General features: G+C 71.7%; 15 protein-coding genes, 1 other RNA gene and 1 pseudogene. 13 read left to right on the top strand and 4 right to left on the bottom strand.

Annotated elements, in window-relative coordinates; genetic code table 11:
- Positions 1 to 2: 2 nt before the first annotated feature.
- Positions 3 to 1,121, top strand: a complete 1,119-nt coding sequence (prfB, locus tag JK356_RS17855) for a peptide chain release factor 2 (RefSeq protein ID WP_201869373.1) — start codon at positions 3 to 5, stop codon at positions 1,119 to 1,121.
- A gap of 232 nt (positions 1,122 to 1,353) precedes the next feature.
- Positions 1,354 to 2,094 (top strand): LPXTG cell wall anchor domain-containing protein, encoded by a 741-nt coding sequence (locus JK356_RS17850; protein ID WP_236671505.1) that lies wholly within the window; start codon positions 1,354 to 1,356, stop codon positions 2,092 to 2,094.
- 85 nt (positions 2,095 to 2,179) lie between these two features.
- Here JK356_RS17850 and JK356_RS17845 read toward each other — a convergent pair whose 3' ends face one another.
- The gene (locus JK356_RS17845) at positions 2,180 to 2,374 is read right to left on the bottom strand and encodes a hypothetical protein (protein ID WP_201869368.1); all 195 of its coding nucleotides are present in this window, start codon (positions 2,372 to 2,374) and stop codon (positions 2,180 to 2,182) included.
- 206 nt (positions 2,375 to 2,580) lie between these two features.
- Here JK356_RS17845 and ftsE point away from each other — a divergent pair, with 206 nt between their 5' ends.
- From ftsE to ssrA, 5 genes are all read left to right on the top strand, one after another.
- Positions 2,581 to 3,270 carry a cell division ATP-binding protein FtsE gene (gene ftsE, locus JK356_RS17840; protein WP_201869366.1) on the top strand — a complete coding sequence of 230 codons (690 nt, stop codon included), beginning with the start codon at positions 2,581 to 2,583 and terminating at the stop codon, positions 3,268 to 3,270.
- Positions 3,271 to 3,318: 48 nt separating this feature from the next.
- Entirely contained in the window at positions 3,319 to 4,230 is a 912-nt protein-coding gene (gene ftsX / locus JK356_RS17835) for a permease-like cell division protein FtsX (RefSeq protein WP_201869364.1), read from the top strand.
- A gap of 89 nt (positions 4,231 to 4,319) precedes the next feature.
- Positions 4,320 to 5,447: a S41 family peptidase gene (locus JK356_RS17830; RefSeq protein ID WP_201869362.1), complete on the top strand. Its 1,128-nt coding sequence runs from the start codon at positions 4,320 to 4,322 to the stop codon at positions 5,445 to 5,447.
- 61 nt (positions 5,448 to 5,508) lie between these two features.
- A complete protein-coding gene (smpB, locus tag JK356_RS17825) occupies positions 5,509 to 5,991 on the top strand; it encodes an SsrA-binding protein SmpB (RefSeq protein WP_201869358.1) in 483 nt (160 codons plus the stop codon).
- An 84-nt stretch (positions 5,992 to 6,075) separates the two neighbouring features.
- Positions 6,076 to 6,448, top strand: a transfer-messenger RNA (tmRNA) gene (ssrA, locus tag JK356_RS17820).
- Positions 6,449 to 6,550: 102 nt separating this feature from the next.
- Here the strand turns inward: ssrA and JK356_RS17815 are convergent.
- Positions 6,551 to 8,131, bottom strand: a complete 1,581-nt coding sequence (locus JK356_RS17815) for a DHA2 family efflux MFS transporter permease subunit (RefSeq protein ID WP_201869350.1) — start codon at positions 8,129 to 8,131, stop codon at positions 6,551 to 6,553.
- A 69-nt stretch (positions 8,132 to 8,200) separates the two neighbouring features.
- Here JK356_RS17815 and JK356_RS22570 point away from each other — a divergent pair.
- Together JK356_RS22570 and JK356_RS17810 are read left to right on the top strand one after the other, a co-directional pair.
- Positions 8,201 to 8,359 (top strand): annotated as a pseudogene (locus JK356_RS22570) (helix-turn-helix domain-containing protein); the annotation flags it as partial.
- Positions 8,360 to 8,797, top strand: coding sequence for a hypothetical protein (locus JK356_RS17810; protein WP_236671504.1), 438 nt, complete (start codon positions 8,360 to 8,362; stop codon positions 8,795 to 8,797).
- 13 nt (positions 8,798 to 8,810) lie between these two features.
- Here the strand turns inward: JK356_RS17810 and JK356_RS17805 are convergent, their stop codons facing one another.
- Positions 8,811 to 9,809 (bottom strand): helix-turn-helix transcriptional regulator, encoded by a 999-nt coding sequence (locus JK356_RS17805; protein ID WP_307815696.1) that lies wholly within the window; start codon positions 9,807 to 9,809, stop codon positions 8,811 to 8,813.
- A 99-nt stretch (positions 9,810 to 9,908) separates the two neighbouring features.
- Positions 9,909 to 10,901, bottom strand: coding sequence for a helix-turn-helix transcriptional regulator (locus tag JK356_RS22420; RefSeq protein ID WP_201869343.1), 993 nt, complete (start codon positions 10,899 to 10,901; stop codon positions 9,909 to 9,911).
- A 371-nt stretch (positions 10,902 to 11,272) separates the two neighbouring features.
- Here JK356_RS22420 and JK356_RS17795 point away from each other — a divergent pair, with 371 nt between their 5' ends.
- From JK356_RS17795 to JK356_RS17780, 4 genes are all read left to right on the top strand, one after another.
- A complete protein-coding gene (locus tag JK356_RS17795; RefSeq protein WP_201869342.1) occupies positions 11,273 to 12,598 on the top strand; it encodes an ATP-grasp domain-containing protein in 1,326 nt (441 codons plus the stop codon).
- A gap of 13 nt (positions 12,599 to 12,611) precedes the next feature.
- Complete coding sequence (locus JK356_RS17790; protein ID WP_201869341.1) at positions 12,612 to 13,616, top strand: DUF1015 family protein; 1,005 nt, start codon at positions 12,612 to 12,614, stop codon at positions 13,614 to 13,616.
- A 155-nt stretch (positions 13,617 to 13,771) separates the two neighbouring features.
- The gene (locus JK356_RS17785) at positions 13,772 to 15,157 is read left to right on the top strand and encodes a NarK/NasA family nitrate transporter (RefSeq protein ID WP_201869340.1); all 1,386 of its coding nucleotides are present in this window, start codon (positions 13,772 to 13,774) and stop codon (positions 15,155 to 15,157) included.
- 152 nt (positions 15,158 to 15,309) lie between these two features.
- Positions 15,310 to 16,476: a uroporphyrinogen-III synthase gene (locus JK356_RS17780; protein ID WP_201869338.1), complete on the top strand. Its 1,167-nt coding sequence runs from the start codon at positions 15,310 to 15,312 to the stop codon at positions 16,474 to 16,476.
- Positions 16,477 to 16,553: the final 77 nt, after the last annotated feature.

Here is a 16,553-nt window from a genome sequence, read left to right as displayed (position 1 = left end):
ACGTGGCAGTGGTCGATGTATCCGAAGCTCTGAAGTCCCTCACCTCCACCATGGAGTCGGTCGAGGCCGTCCTCGACATGGAGAAGCTGCGGGGCGAGATCGCCGCGCTCGAGGAGCAGGCGGCGGCTCCGACGCTGTGGGACGACCCGGAGCGGGCACAGCAGGTCACCAGCCGCCTGTCGCTGCTCCAGGGGCAGGCGCGCAAGGTCGAGGAGCTGCACGGCCGCATCGACGACCTCGAGGTGCTGTTCGAGCTCGCCGAGGCGGAGAACGACGCGGACGCGCGCGCCGAGGCCGAGGCGGAGCTGGCGGCGGTCCGCAAAGCCGTCTCCGAGCTCGAGGTGCGGACTCTGCTGTCGGGCGAGTACGACCACCGCGATGCCATGATCAGCATCCGCGCGGAGGCCGGCGGAGTGGACGCGGCGGACTTCGCCGAGCAGCTCCAGCGGATGTACCTGCGCTGGGCCGAGCGCAAGGGCTACCAGACCGAGGTGCTCGACACCTCCTACGCCGAGGAAGCCGGCATCAAGTCGACGACGTTCACGGTCAAGGCGCCCTACGCCTACGGCACTCTCTCCGTCGAGCAGGGCACGCACCGGATGGTGCGGATCTCCCCGTACGACAACCAGGGCCGCCGCCAGACGTCGTTCGCGGGCGTGGAGGTGCTGCCGGTCGTCGAGCAGACGGACCACATCGAGATCCCGGAGAACGAGATCCGCGTCGACGTCTTCCGTTCGTCCGGGCCCGGCGGCCAGTCCGTGAACACCACGGACTCCGCCGTGCGGATCACGCACCTGCCGACCGGCATCGTCGTCTCCTGCCAGAACGAGAAGTCCCAGATCCAGAACCGCGCCGCCGCGATGCGCGTGCTCCAGGCCCGCCTGCTGGCCCGTCAGAAGGAGGAGGAGCAGGCCAAGATGGACGCCCTGAAGGGCGATGGCGGCAACTCCTGGGGCAACCAGATGCGCAGTTACGTGCTCCAGCCGTACCAGATGGTCAAGGACCTCCGCACCGAGCACGAGGTGGGCAACCCGCAGGCCGTACTCGACGGTGAGATCGACGACTTCCTTGAGGCGGGTATCCGCTGGCGCAAACAGCAGGAGAGTAAGCGGGACGCGTAACCGTCCAGCAACTATCGCGACGTCCCTGTTACTTAACGGACATCCTGCTTGACGATGGTGCGGTTAAAAGGGAAAGCTGTTCGTCCGGCATGCCTAAGTTGCGAGGCGCGTGTTGCGCAAGGGGCGACTGAGAGGCAGTAAGAAGCCCCAACATCACCGCGGCCCTTGCGCCAGGCTGACCCGGAACAGGACATTGTCGCGAACAAAGACTGCTACAGGGGGTAGTGGATACATGGCCAGTCCCAAGACACGGGCCAACGTGGCGCGCGTCGCGGCCGCCGCGGTTTTCGCGGCCGGCGCGTCGCTCGCCGTCGTGGGCACCGCGTCCGCCAGCGGCCCGAGCGAGAAGGCCGAAAAGGAGGAGGCCCAGACCCAGAGCGGCTCCATCGCGGGGCTCGTCGGGGGGCAGGACGGCGGTGCCATCCTCGGCCTCGTCGAGGGTGCCTCCGGCGGCGACTCCGACGGTGACGACGGCGGCGACGACGGCGGTGACGACGGCGGCGACGACGGCGGTGACGACGGTGACGCCGAGGGCGGTGACGTCGAAGGCGGCGCCGGCGGTGACGACGGCGGCGACGACGGCGACGCCGGTGGTGACGACGGCGGTGACGACGGTGACGCCGGTGGTGACGACGGTGACGCTGGCGGCGACGACGGCGGTGACGACGGCGACGAGGGCACCTCGAACGGCGGGGGCAGCCCGGAAGGCGTGAGCGAGGGCACCACCGGCAACGCTCCGGACCCTGACAACCAGGGCGGCAGCGGCGTCATCGAGCAGGACGACCCGGACGAGGACCTCACCGACGTGCCCGCGCCGGAGACCTCGCCCAACGGTGACCAGGGCGAGCTGGCCGAGACCGGTTCCTCCATGAACGAGACGCTGCTGATCGTCGGTGCGGCCACCATGATCGCCGGTGGTGTGGCGTTCCGCTACCTGCCGCGTCTCATCACCAAGGGCGGTGCCGCCGCCTAACGGGCCACGGCCTTACCCGTGATGCCATGCGGCACACGACGGGCCCGGAGCAGTCCGCTGCTCCGGGCCCTTTCCCGTCACGCTCTCATGCGGGCCTGGCCACCACCAGGGCGACGGCGGCGAGCGCCAGCACCAGCGCCACCAGCGCCGCCGGGCTGCCCAGAACGGCCCACGGGCCGCGCTCCTCCCGCAGCCGGGCCAGCTCGGCCCGGCAGACGGCGCAGCGCCCCTCGCTTACCCGCCCCGCACAGTTCGCGCATACCAGCCAGTCGGCGGTCATGCGTTGTCTCCTCTCCTCGCCCCCCTGTCTTCTACTGTGCCAGGCCCTGGCGTGCACCGCAGAACACGGCCGCCGGCACCCCGCCGACAGGCCGGACAAACAGGGACGGCCCGGGACGCTGCCTGCGCACCAGGCGCCGCTTCGCGTATGGTCTGCCCCAGCGAGGGGCAGCTCTCGCACCTACCCAGCAGCGACGTGGTGTAACCGTGATCCGATTCGACAGCGTCACCAAGACCTATCCCCGGCAGAGTGCGCCGGCTCTCAGCGACGTCTCGCTGGAGATCGAGCGCGGTGAGTTCGTCTTCCTGGTGGGATCCTCGGGATCGGGCAAGTCGACGTTCCTGCGGCTGATCCTGCGCGAGGAGCGCGCCACGCACGGCACGGTCCACGTGCTGGGCAAAGACCTCGGTCGCCTGTCCAACTGGAAGGTGCCGCAGGTGCGCCGCCAGCTCGGCACCGTCTTCCAGGACTTCCGGCTCCTGCCCAACAAGACGGTGGGTGAGAACGTCGCCTTCGCCCTGGAGGTGATCGGCAAGTCCCGCGGCCAGATCCGGAAGACGGTCCCTGAGGTGCTCGACCTTGTCGGCCTCGGCGGCAAGGAAGACCGCATGCCCGGCGAACTCTCCGGCGGTGAACAGCAACGCGTCGCCATCGCGCGGGCGTTCGTCAACCGGCCGATGCTGCTGATCGCCGACGAGCCGACGGGCAACCTCGACCCGCAGACGTCCGTCGGCATCATGAAGCTGCTCGACCGGATCAACCGCACCGGCACCACGGTGGTGATGGCGACCCACGACGCCCAGATCGTGGACCAGATGCGCAAGCGCGTCATCGAACTGGAGAAGGGCCGGCTCGTCCGCGACCAGCACCGCGGCGTCTACGGCTACCAGAACTGATCCGCGCCGTCCCTCACGCTCACCCGGAGCCAGAACGGAAAGGCCGCCATGCGCGCCCACTTCGTCCTGTCGGAGATCGGCATCGGTCTCCGCCGCAACCTCACCATGACCTTCGCGGTGATCGTTTCGGTCGCCCTGTCGCTCGCCCTGCTCGGCGGGTCGCTGCTCGCCCGCGAGCAGGTCAACAGCATGAAGGACTACTGGTACGACCGGGTCGAGGTGTCGATATTCCTCTGCAACGAGAACGACGCCCAGACGGAGCCCACGTGCTCCGGCGGCGCCGTGACCGAGGAGCAGAAGGAGCAGATCGAGGCCGAGCTGCGTGAGTTCGACGTCGTCGACGAGGTGTACTACGAGTCGGCGGAGGAGGCCTGGGAGCACTATCAGGAGCAGCAGGAGGACAACCCGATCGCGGCGGTCGTCACGCCGGACCAGATGCAGGAGTCATTCCGCGTCAAGCTGCACGATCCGACCAGGTACGAGGTGGTGTCCTCGGCCTTCATGGGGCGGCCGGGCGTGCAGGACGTGGTGGACCAGAGCGATCTGCTGGAGAACCTCTTCAACCTGCTGAACGGTGTGAACTACGCGGCGCTGGGCCTGTTCGCGCTGATGCTCATCGTCGCGCTGCTGCTGATCGTCAACACGGTGCGGGTCTCGGCGTTCAGCAGGCGCCGGGAGACCGGGATCATGCGGCTGGTGGGCGCCTCCGGCTTCTACATCCAGCTGCCGTTCATCCTGGAGGCCGCGATCGCCGGTCTCATGGGTGCGGTGCTGGCGTGCGGACTGCTCGTCGGCGTCAAGTACTTCATGATCAACAACTTCCTGGCGCAGGAGATCCCGCTCATCCAGTTCATCGGCTGGGGCGAGGTGCTCCAGGTACTGCCGTTCATCCTGGCGGTCGGCGCGCTGATGCCCGCGCTTGCAGCTTTCTTCGCTCTGCGCAAGTACCTGAAGGTGTAATTCCGGTGTGACATAGTCGCCGAATTTCCCGCTCGTTGAGTGACGTTCCTCTCGCGTGCAGGGCGTTCATCTGTCCTACACTCCGCAGCATGCCGAGTCCGTCTCGCACCAGCCCGGCCGGCCAGGTCCGGCGAAGCGCGGTGCTGGCGTTCGTCTTCGCGGGCGTGGTCGCGGCCGGAGCGGCCACCGGCTCCTGGCCCCAGGCCGCCGATGGCACCGAACTGTCCGCGCGGGGCGGCGCACCGCCGTGGGATGACGACCCGTCAGCGGCCGACGCCGAGCGCGTCGTCGCTCGCCAGGGCGACGAGTGGTCGGCCGCCTACTCCGAGGAGGAATACGAGCGGCTGCGCCAGGGCCTCGCGGGGGAGTACGTCGGCACCGGCATAGCGGTGACCCGCACCCCCGAAGGCGCGATCGAGGTCAGCGAGGTCCACGAGGGCAGCCCGGCCGCGCGCGCGGGGATCAGGCCCGGTGACCTGATCCTCACCATCGACGGTGACCGGCTCACCGGCGCGCCGGTCACCGACGCCGTGAGCCGCCTGCGCGGCAGCGACGACCCGGGCGACGCCGGGCCCGGCAGCACGGTCGTGCTGGGGCTGGAGCGCGACGGCCACCGCTGGGAGGAGGTTGTCGCGCGCGAACGGCTGGCCATCGAGACCGTCAGCGTCAGCCGCGCCGCGCCCGGGGTGACGAGGATCGAGGTGACGTCGTTCACCCAGGGCGCGGCAGACCAGCTGCGCGCGGCGGTCGAGAGCGTCCCCGAGGGCGACGGCATCGTGCTCGACCTGCGGGGCAACGCGGGCGGCCTGCTGGCCGAGGCCGCCGAGGCCGCCTCCGTCTTCCTCGACGGCGGCGTGGTCGCCACCTACGACGTCTACGGCGAGGAGCGGGTGCTCACCGCCGACCGCGGCGGTGACACCGGCACGCCGCTGGTGGTGCTGGTCGACGGCGGCACGATGAGCTCGGCCGAGATGCTCACCGGCGCACTGCAGGACCGCAACCGCGCGGTGATCGTGGGGTCGCGCACGTTCGGCAAGGGCACCGTGCAGATGCCCAGCGAGCAGCCGGACGGCTCGGTCGCCGAGCTCACGGTCGGGCACTACGAGACGCCCTCGGGCCGCACCATCGACGAGAACGGCATCGTGCCGGACCTGGTCGTGGCGCCGGGTGAGGACGCCGAGGAGAAGGCGGCCAGCGTCGTCGGCGGCGTCGCCTGACGCCCCGGGGCCGGGGAAACCCCGCGCCGGTGGCCCGGCGGGTCCGTAGAATGGCCGGGTCATGGCTAAGCAGACCGGTCGCAAGCTCATCGCGCAGAACAAGCGGGCGCGGCACGACTATCACATTCTGGACACGTACGAGTGCGGTCTGGTACTGACCGGCACGGAGGTGAAGTCGCTGCGCCAGGGCCGCGCGTCGCTCGCGGACGGTTTCGCCCAGGTCGACAACGGTGAGGTGTGGCTGCACAACGTCCACATCCCCGAGTACGCGCAGGGGACGTGGACCAACCACAGCGCGCGGCGGAAGCGGAAGCTGCTGCTGCACCGTTCCGAGATCAACAAGCTGATCGGCAAGACGCAGGAGACGGGCGTCACGCTCGTCCCGCTCCAGCTGTACTTCTCCGACGGCGGCCGGGCCAAGGTCGAGGTCGCGCTGGCGCGAGGCAAGCGCGAGTACGACAAGCGCCAGGCGCTGCGCGAGAAGCAGGACCGCAGGGAGGCGGAGCGTGCCATGGCGGCCGTCCGCCGCCGGCAACGCGCCTGACGGCCGCGGGACCGGTCGCTATACTGGATCACGCGTCCGCCGGGGGCGGGAATGCCCGGGGCGGGGCGCTTGTTAACTGGACATGGGGATGATCGGTTTCGACAGCGGATGTTGAAGTAGGGGAAGCGAGCCGAGGACTGCGGCAATGATCTCGTTAACCATGTGCCGCGAAAAAATAATCGCCAACAACAAGCGCGATTCCTTCGCCCTCGCTGCCTGAGCAGCGACCTGCGAAGTGTCAGCCCGGGAGCGTTCCCGGCCCGGTGACTGGCATCAGCTAGGGAACTGACCGGCCGCTCCGGTCACGGGAGCTGGTCGGGACACCACACAGTGACTGGGCCCGTCGGAGACTTGTCCGCGTGATCTCCGGGGCCGAGAAAAACAGCAGCGGACTGCGCTCGGAGAAGCCCTCCTTCTGCTCCGTTGGACGCGGGTTCGATTCCCGCCATCTCCACGCCACAGGCGGTGTGCCTTCGCGGCACACCGCCTTTTTGCTGTGCCTGCCCCGCGGGCAGGGGCGTCGTCGCTCGTGGCCTGTGCCCGTGGCCTGCCGTGTGGGCTACCGCTTGGTAGTGGGCTGCGGCTGCTGCCCCTGCTGCTGCGGCATCACCGCCGTGGCCGCGACCTGGCGGCCCCTGAGCAGCCAGGCCGCGAGCAGGGCGCCCAGCAACGAAACCCCGGCGGCCGTCAGCAGGGCCAGTTCGTGGCCGTTCATGAACGCGTCCCGCGCCGCCTCGATCAGCCGCGCCGCCTGCTCGCCGCCGAGCTGGCTGGCCACACCGTACGCCCCGCCGATCGAGTCCTCCACGGCCGCGGCGGCGCTCGCCGGCAGGTCGCCGGTGACGTCATCGATCTTCGCGCCGTACCCGGCGGAGAGCACGCTGCCGAGCACGGCCACACCAAGGGCGCCGCCGAGCTGGAGCGCGGTCTCGGCCGCCGCCGACCCCACGCCGCCCTTGCCCTCGGGCACCGTGGCGAGGATGGCTACGGCGCACGGCGCCATGATCAGACCCATCCCCATGCCCAGGATCACCAGGGAGAACACACCGAGCGCCTCGGTGGAGGTGTCGGCGAGGGCACCCGTCGCCAGCCCGGCGGCGACGATCAGCATGCCCGCCGTCACCGGCCAGCGCGGTCCGATGCGCTGGTCGAGCAGGGCGCCCAGCGGCGCGCTGAGGGCGATGGTCGCGATGCCCAGCAGCCGCACGCCCGCCGGCAGCGGCTCGTAGCCCATGGCGAACTGGAAGTACTGGGTGAGGACGAAGACCGCTCCGAAGAGGCCGAAGGCGAAGATCGTCACCATGATGAACGGCGCCGAGAACGCGCGCGTCCGTGCCAGGTCCGGCGGCAGCAGCGGTTCGGCCGCCCGCTTTTCGGCCTGCCAGAACGCGGCCATCAGCACCAGGGACAGCACGAACGCGGTGACCACTGCCGTGTCGGTGTAGCCGCGCTCCGGCGCCTCGATGATCGCCCAGACCAGGGCGACCAGCGCGCCTACCGACAGCGCCAGCCCGGCCGGGTCCAGGCGCGGGGCGGTAACGGCGCGTCCTTCGGGCACCAGCACCCAGCAGCCGATCAGCGCCAGGGCGACGATCGGGACGTTGACCAGGAAGATCGAGCCCCAGTCGTAGTGCTCCAGCAGCACCCCGCCGACCACCGGGCCCAGCGGGATGCCCAGCGCCGCCATGGCCGCCCAGATGCCAATGGCCTGCGGGCGCTCCCGCTCGTCGAAGACGTCACGGATCAGGGCGAGGGTCGCCGGCATGATCAGCGTGCCGCCGGCGCCCATGACGGCCCGGTAGGCGATCAGCTCGGCCGGGCTGTCCGACAGGGAGGCTCCGACCGAGGCCAGGACGAAGATCAGGTAGCCGGCCATCAGTGCCCTGCGGTGGCCGAAGCGGTCGACCAGGCCGCCGGAGAGCCCGAGCAGCCCGGCGAGCGTGAGGATGTAGGCGTTCACGATCCACTGCAGGTCGGTCGCCGAGGCGCCGAGCTCGCTCTGGATCGTGGGGAGGGCCACCTGGACGATCAGGTTGTCGATGCCGAGCACCAGCAGGCTCAGGCATAGCACCGCGAGGATCGCCCAGCGGCGGGGGTGGGGTTGGGTGACCGACGGGTCATCGGACGTCTGCTGAGTCACGGCGCTCCGGCCTCCAGCTCTGTCAAACGCTGTTTGAAACGTGGTTTTAGACGGTAGCATCATGCGGTCATGACGCGCACCACCACTACACGAGAACGGCTACTCTCCGCTGCCGAGCGACTCTTTCTCGAGCGCGGATTCCACGCGACGTCGACGCGGGACATCACTGAGGCGGCAGGAGCCAACCTCGCGGCCGTGAATTACCACTTCCGTTCGAAGCGTGAATTGATGGACGCCGTCGCCGAGCGTGTCATCCGTCCGGCTCTCCTGGGGCAGGCCGAGGAGCTGGACCGGCTGCGGGCGCGGCCGGGTGCGCCGACGGTCCTGGAGATAGCGCGGGCCTACGTCGGCCCGTTCGTCCGGCTGACCGAGGGCGAGCGCGGGGACCAGATCGCCCGCTTCGTCAGCCGCGTGATGTCCGAGGGCACCGAGCCGGTGCGGCGGGCCACCGGTCCGGTGGAGGATCGTTTCCGCGCGGAGCTGGCCCGCGCCCTGCCCGGCCTGTCCGCCGAGGAGCGGGAGCTGCGGTTCCGCGCCATGGTCGGGGTGCTGCTGATGTACGGGCTCGGCCTGCTCACCCAGCACGCGCCGGGCACGTCACCGGAACAGCTCACGGAACAGATCGCCGCGTTCTGCGCCGGAGGACTCGCGTCGCCGCCCGCCTGACCGGCGGCCGCGCTCAGGCCAGCCAGCCGAGGTGCGCGGCCTTGGCCCCCGCCTGGAAGCGGTTGGACGCCCCGAGCCGGTCCATCAGGCGCCCCACGAGGCGGCTGACGGAGCGGCGCGAGACGCCCAGCTGTTCGGCGATGGCCTCGTTCGTCTTGCCCGCCGCCAGCAGCAGCAGGACGTCCCGCTCCATGCCGCGCGGCGGCGCGCCCGGCTCCGGCCGCTCCGCGAACAGGAAGTCCTCCGCCGTGTCCCAGTAGTGCGAGAACAGCAGGCACAGAAAGCCGAGCACGGACGGGTCCCGGACCAGAGCGGCGCCCTTGCTGGCGTCGCCAGGATCCAGCGGCAGCAGCGCGCAGCTCTCGTCGTAGATGAGCATCCGGGAGGCGAGCGCGCTGGCGCACCTGACCTGCGCGCCCTTGGCGACGATGCGCTCGACGTGCTGCACGACGAAACGGTGCCCGCGCGCGCTGTACTGGTACACCATCCGCAGCCGCACGCCGCGCGCCAGCACCTCCATGTCCAGCGGGGCGGCGGCCCGCACCCCCTCCTCGGTGGGCCTGCCGGGGGCGAGCACGTCCACGCTGGTCGTGCAGGTGCGCGCCAGGTCGTCGATGACGGCCCGGATGTTGCCCAGGTCCTCGATGATCTCGATGCTCGTCCGTGCCGACCGCAGGCTGCGCGCCTCCAGGTAGTCCCCGGACAGGGCGTGCAGGCGCTCCCGGGTGGCGGCCATGGCGATGCGGCGCTGGAGGATCTCCTGCTCCAGCGGCGCGAGCAGCGACTCCGCCGCGGCCTCCGGGCTGACCGCGACCCAGCCGCCGCCGGGGGAGGGCTGGAGCAGGCCCAGCCCGGACAGCCGCTTCTCCGCGTGCGAGACCTCTTCCGGGCTCAGCCCGGCACGGGCGGCGAGCTGGCTGACCAGGTCGGTGGGATGGGCGACGCGTAACTGGTAGACGCGGACCGCGACGGCGTCGAGCTCGTCGATGGCGGTTTCGCCGATGTCCCGCACTGAGAGGCCTCCACCAACCTTGTCACGCCAGCGGGCAGTTGGACGATGAGCTGAAGATTACCGAGATCCGGGGCATCCCGTACCCTCCGTACCGTGCCCTCAGATGTCGGAGAGCCACCCGTTCATGGCGGCCCGCGCCCCCGCCTGGAAGCGGCTGGCCGCGTCCAGCCGCTCCATCAGGCGGGCCACGATCCGGCTGACCGAGCGGGGCGACATGCCCAGCTGGTGGGCGATGGCCTCGTCCTTCTTGCCCGCCGCCATCAGCAGCAGCACGTCGTGCTCGATCTCCGTCGGCCCGGGGGCGGACCGCGGCTCCTCGTCGGTGAAGTCCACCGCCCGGTCCCAGTAGTGCTCGAACAGCCGCTGCAGGAAGCTCAGCACCGTGGGATCGCGGATGATCGCCGCGCCCGCGCCCGTGCTGCGGCTGGGGTCCAGCGGCAGCACGGCGCAGCTGCGGTCGTAGATCTGCATGCGTGAGGGCAGCACGGTCGTGGAGCGCACCTGGGCGCCCGCCGCCGTCAGCACACCGACGTGCCGCACCTGGAGGCGGTTCTTCCGCGCCGTGTGCTGGAACAGGCTGCGCATCTTCACGCCCCGCTCCAGCATCTCCAGGTCGTTGGAGGTCGCCGCCTTCACCGCCGACTCGCTCAGCCCGCGTCCCGGCACCAGTGCGTCCAGGGACTCCACGCAGGTGCGGACGAGGTCATCGATGACCGCACGGGTGTTGTCCGTGCCCTCCACCACCTCGATGCTGGTCTTGGCCGAGCGCATGCTGCGCGCCTCGAGGTAGTCACCGGAGAGAGCGTGCAGCCGCGCCCGGGTTGCGGCCATGCTGATCCGGCGTTCGAGGATCTCCTGCTCCAGCGGGGCGAGCAGGGTGTCGGCGGCCGTCTCGGGGCTGACGGCGACCTGGCCGCCGGAGGGCGAGGGACGCAGCAGGCCGAGCGCGGACAGCTGCGACTCCGCATCGGCCGCCTCTTCCGGGGTAAGACCGGCACGGGCGGCGATCTGCTCGACGGAGTCGGTGGGGTGGATGACACGGAGTCGGTAGACGTGTGCGGCTCTCGCGTCTATTTCGCCGAATTCCTGCACGTCCTACTTCCTTGAACGACGTCAGCCAGCCCCTGGCGTCAACCTGACAGGCGAGATGATGCCACAGGTACGCTCTCGACTTGGCCTGCCATGCTTGTGAGCATCAACTGCACCAGCATGTCACTGTTGTTCGGCTGAGTGGACACGGAAGTAGGAAACCCGTGAAGAAGATTGTTCTGAGCGTGGTCTCAGCGGTGCTTGTGGTAGCCGCGGCGGCCGGCGTCGCGTCGGCAGCCCAGCCGGGGAGCAGTTCCGCCTCCGAGGCAGCGGTACAGCCCCTCACGAGCGGCTGGGACTAAAGCTCGCAACCGCACCCCTCACGGCGGTCGGCTTACGCGGAGAAAGGGCACGGAGATGGAGGAGGCGGCAGGGTGAACGCCCCGAAGCCCCTGGCAGTCCTGCTCAGCCCCCGGCTGCCGGTCGTCGAGGCCGCGCGTGCCCTCGGGGCACGCGCGCTGGTCCTGGCGCCTGACCTGTCGGATCCGGGCATCCGGCGGGCCGCCAGGGCCGCCGATGAGGCCGTCGCGGTCGACTGGACGGATCATCCCCGGCTGCTGAGGACGCTCAGCGACCTCGGCGCCCCGCAGGCACGCGCGTCCGTCTTCGGCTTCGCCGAGGCCAGCGCGCTCGCCGCGGCCCGCGCCAACGAGGCGCTGCGTCTCCCCGGCAACCCCCATGCGGCCGTCGCGTACCTCACGGACAAGGCGGCCCTGCGCGGCAAGGTCAACCAGCTCACCCGTTCCCCCGTGCGGTACGAGCACTGCGACCACGCCGCGCATCTGGTGGCCATCGCCGAGCGCGTCGGCTACCCGTGCGTGGCCAAGCCACGCACCGGCTCCGGTGGCCAGGACGTGCACGTCCTGCACAGTGCTGCGGACGCGGCGGTCCTGGCCGCCGGGCTGCCGTCGGAGCCGGCGCTGATCGTCGAGGAGTTCTTCGCCGGACCCGAGTACAGCGTGGAGGCCCACTCGCGGGACGGTGAGCACACCGTCCTGGCCATCACCCGGAAGTACACGGCCGGGCCGCCGACGTACGCGGAGACCGGGTACGACCTGCCGGCGGATCTCGACGAGGAGTCCGCCGCGGCCATCCGGGAGCTGGCGGCCGTCACGCTGACGGCGGCCGGGCACCGCTGGGGCCCCTCGCAGACCGAAGTGATCCTCACCGAGGACGGGCCGCGGCTCATCGAGTCGCACGCCCACCCCGGCGCGGACGACATCAGTGACGTGTTGCTCGCCGCCACCGGGACCGACCTCGCCGCCCTCACCATCGGCACGGTCCTCGGCCTGCCGGTGCCGCGGCCCGCGCCGGGCACGGCGCGGTACGCGGGGGTGCGGTACCCGGTCCTTCCTCCCGGCCGTCTGCTGGCCGTCGAGGGAGTGGACGAGGCGCGGGCGCTGGACGGTGTGACGCGCGTGGAGATCACCGTTCCCGAAGGCGGCCATGTTCCGGAGACCACCAGCCGGGTCGCCGGGCATGGCGCCGTATGCGGCGTCGCCGACACTCCCGCGGAGCTGGACGCCCTGCTGAGCAAGGCGCTGGGCCTGCTGCGGCCGGTGGTGGTGCCGCTCGCCCCCTCCGGCCTGGGACGCACGGACGGGTCCGCCTCCCCGGAAGCGCCCCGGCGGGCCGCCCCGGAGGCCGCCGCGGACACCGCACCGGACGCCTCCTCAAAGGAGGAGCAAACTGCCGCCTGAGCTGTTCCCCGGCATGGTCCCGCCCGGGACCCCGGCCCCACGGACAGATCTGCTTCTCCCCCTGAAGAGTTCCTGGGCGCACGCGCCGGGACAGCCCCGCTACTACGTACTGGAACGCCGCGATCCCCGCGGGGACGTGGCGCAGCGCGGCATGCTCGGAGCGCTGAGCCTGCGCGGGCCGGACACCGGGCACGTGCTGCGCCACCAGCAGGTCGGCGAGGTGGGCGTGCGCACGCAGACCCGGCTGCTGGAGGAACGCGACGGCACACCGCCGCTGCTGCTGGCCGCCCCGGACCTGGGCGCGTTCCAGGAGTGCCTGGAGCGCACCATCAGCCGGCCGCCCGACACCGAGGAGCGCACCCCTGAGGGCGGGGTGCAGCGGCTGTGGGTGTGCGATCCGGCGTGGTCGGAGCACCCGCCGGCGCTGCCGCCCGTGCTGCTCGCCGACGGCCACCACCGGCTGGAGGCGGCGCGCCGGCGGTACCGGGCGCACCCGGGTGCCGCGGCCGACCGGCTGCCGGCGCTCGTCGTGGACCACCGCCACTTCCCGCTGCGCCTGGCCGCCACCCACCGGATCGTGCCGGGGCTCGACATCGGCCGGGCAGTGCGCGCGGCCTCGCGCATCGCCCGCGTCACGCCCCACCCGCCGCACCTGCGGCCGCGCCCGGCGCAGGGCTCGTTCCTGCTGTCCGGCGGCGGCAAGTGCTGGGACATCACGGAGATCTCGCCGGCCGCCATGGCCGGGCGGCTGCGCTTCATGCCGCCCGAATGGGCCGAGCTGCCCGCGGCGATCAGCGACCACGTGCTGATCCCCGTGCTCTGCGAGGACCAGGGGCTCAAGCCCGAGCCGCGCTACTCCAGCCGGCCGCCGGGGCCGGCCGAGGCGGGGCTGGTGCTGCCGCCGCCGACGTGGGAGCAGATCTGGTCGGGCGCTGCGAGCGGCACCGGCATGCCCGCCAAGAGCACGAGCTTCTCGCCGCTGCCGGCCGTCGCCGTGCCCGGCTGGGCGCACCGCTGACGCTCACCCGCGCCCGGCGTGCCGGGTGAGCGCAAGGTTTCGCCCGTGTCACTTCATGCCACAGCCATGAAACGCGGCCTTCCTAGCGTCGGGGCAACGCAGGCTTCGCGCGCGCCGCCGGGGCGCGGAGCCCCCGACCACCGTGGAGGCCCCCCATGCCAGCCCTCCAGACCACAGCCCGCCGCCGGCGCGGCCGCTGGATCGAGGAGTGGGACCCGGAGGACGAGCGCTTCTGGGCCGAGCGGGGCGAGCGGATCGCCCACCGCAACCTGTGGTTCTCGATCCTGGCCGAACACATCGGCTTCTCGGTGTGGACGCTCTGGTCGGTGCTCGTGCTCTTCATGGGCGAGGAGTACGGCGTCGACCCGGCCGGGATGTTCTTCCTCGTCTCGGTAGCCACGCTCGTCGGCGCGGTCGTCCGCGTGCCGTACACGTTCGCCGTCGCCCGCTTCGGCGGGCGGAACTGGACGGTGATCTCGGCGTCGCTGCTGCTGCTGCCGACCGCCGCTGCCTGGCTGGTGATGGAGCCGGGCACCTCGTACACGACGTTCCTGCTGGTGGCGATGCTCACCGGCGTCGGCGGCGGGAACTTCGCCTCGTCGATGACCAACATCAACTCCTTCTTCCCGATGCGGCGCAAGGGCTGGGCGCTGGGGCTCAACGCCGGCGGCGGCAACGTCGGGGTGCCGGTGATCCAGCTCGTCGCCCTGCTGGTGATCGCCGTGGCGGGGGAGGGCCGTCCCCGCGTGCTGCTGGCCGTCTACGCGCCGCTGATCGTCGTGGCCGCCGCCTGCGCCTGGCGGTACATGGACAATCTCGCGCCGGTCACCAACGACACCGGCGCCGCCCGCGAGTCCGTCGCCGACGGCCACACCTGGATCATGTCGTTCCTGTACATCGGCACGTTCGGCTCGTTCATCGGCTACAGCTTCGCCTTCGGCCTGGTGCTCCAGAACCAGTTCGACCGCACGCCGCTCCAGGCGGCGTCGGTGACGTTCCTCGGGCCGCTGCTCGGCTCGCTGATCCGGCCGGTCGGCGGGGCGCTGGCCGACCGCTGGGGCGGCGCCAGGATCACGCTGGCGACGTTCGCGGGCATGGCCGCCGCGGCGGGCATCGTGGTGCTGGCCTCGGTCCGCGAGTCCCTGCCGGTCTTTCTCGTCGGCTTCATCGCGCTGTTCGTGCTCAGCGGGCTCGGCAACGGCTCCACCTACAAGATGATCCCCGGCATCTACGCCGCGAAGGCCGCGGCCAAGGGGCTGGCCGGCGAGGAGGCCGCCGCCTACGCACGACGGCTGTCCGGCGCGGGGGTGGGGCTGATCGGCGCGGTGGGCGCGCTCGGGGGCCTCGGCATCAACCTGGCGTTCCGCCAGTCCTTCGAGTCCGCCGGCACCGGCACCGGCGCCTTCGTGTCCTTCCTGGGCTTCTATGCGGTGTGCTCCCTGGTGACCTGGGCCGTATACCTCCGCGGTGGCCGGCGGCCGGCCCCGCCGGCCCGCCAGCCGCGCGACGGCGGCCGCCAGCCCGCCTACGCGGGGGTGTGACCGCCGGTGGCAGGCTTGAGAAGACCGGCCCCGGCGGGCGGGCGTAACGCCGGGGAAACCCCGCAGAACCGGAGCTGTCACTGACGGTTGACACGCTTGGCCCGGTGGCCCCGCGCCATCAGGGACGAGTCTGGGCGGAGAGCGAACACCACATGCGGCATGACACGCGCACCCCACCCGGCGGCCGGCCGGAGATCCGGCCCCTGGACGGCTTCACCGTCGGCGTCACCGCCGCCCGGCGGGCCGACGAGCTGTCCGCCCTGCTGCGGCGCAGAGGGGCCGAGGTGCACCACGCGCCGACCCTCCGCATCGTGCCGCTCTCCGACGACGACCAGCTGCTGAAGGCCACCCAGGGACTCCTCGCGCACGCCCCCGACCTGGTGGTGGCGACCACCGCCATCGGCTTCCGCGGCTGGGTCTCCGCCGCCGACGGCTGGGGGCTTGGCGAGGAGCTGCTGCGCACGCTGGGCAAGGCCGAGGTGCTCGCCCGCGGCCCGAAGGTGCGCGGCGCCATCCGCGCCGCCGGGCTGACCGAGGAGTGGTCGCCCGCCTCGGAGTCGATGGCCGAGGTGCTCCAGCGCCTCCTCGATGAGGGCGTGGCCGGGCGCCGCGTCGCCCTCCAGCTGCACGGCGAGCCGCTGCCCGGCTTCATTGAGGCGCTCACCGCGGCCGGGGCCGAGGTGGTGGAGGTCCCGGTCTACCGGTGGATGCCGCCCGAGGACCTCGCGCCGGTGGACCGGCTGCTGGACGCGCTGCTGGGCCACGGCCTGGACGCGATCACGTTCACCAGCGCCCCCGCCGCCGCCTCGCTGCTGCGGCGCGCCGAGGAACGCGGGCAGCTCGGCGACGTGGTCGCCGCGCTCCGCGGCCACGTGATGCCCGCCTGCGTCGGCCCGGTCACCGCCCTTCCGCTCCAGGCGCACGACGTGCCCACCCGGCAGCCCGAGCGGTTCCGGCTCGGTCCGCTGGTGCAGCTGCTGTGCCGCGAGCTGCCCGCCCGGTCCCGGCCGCTGCCGGTCGCCGGCCGCCAGCTCCAGATCCGGGGGCACGCGGTCGTCGTGGACGGCGAGCTGCGGCCCGTGCCGCCCGCCGGCATGGCGCTGCTGCGGCTGCTGGCCCGCCGGCCCGGCTGGGTCGTGCCGCGGGCAGAGCTGCTGCGCGCGCTGCCGGGCGCCGGGCGCGACGAGCACGCGGTGGAGACGGCGATGGCGCGGCTGCGCTCCGCGCTCGGCGCGTCCGGGCTGATCCAGACGGTGGTCAAGCGCGGGTACCGGCTGGCCCTCGACCCCTCGCTCCAGGCCCCCAAGTACGGCGACTGACAGCCGCGGTGCTCCGCAAACGGCGCGTCGTCGCGTACGGTGGACGGCTTCCAGCGACAGCCGAACACCAAGGGGGC

The sequence above is a fragment of the Streptomyces sp. 7-21 genome (assembly GCF_016741785.1).
Classification (GTDB): Bacteria; Actinomycetota; Actinomycetes; order Streptomycetales; family Streptomycetaceae; genus Streptomyces.
This window is presented reverse-complemented; position numbering and strand designations above follow the sequence as displayed.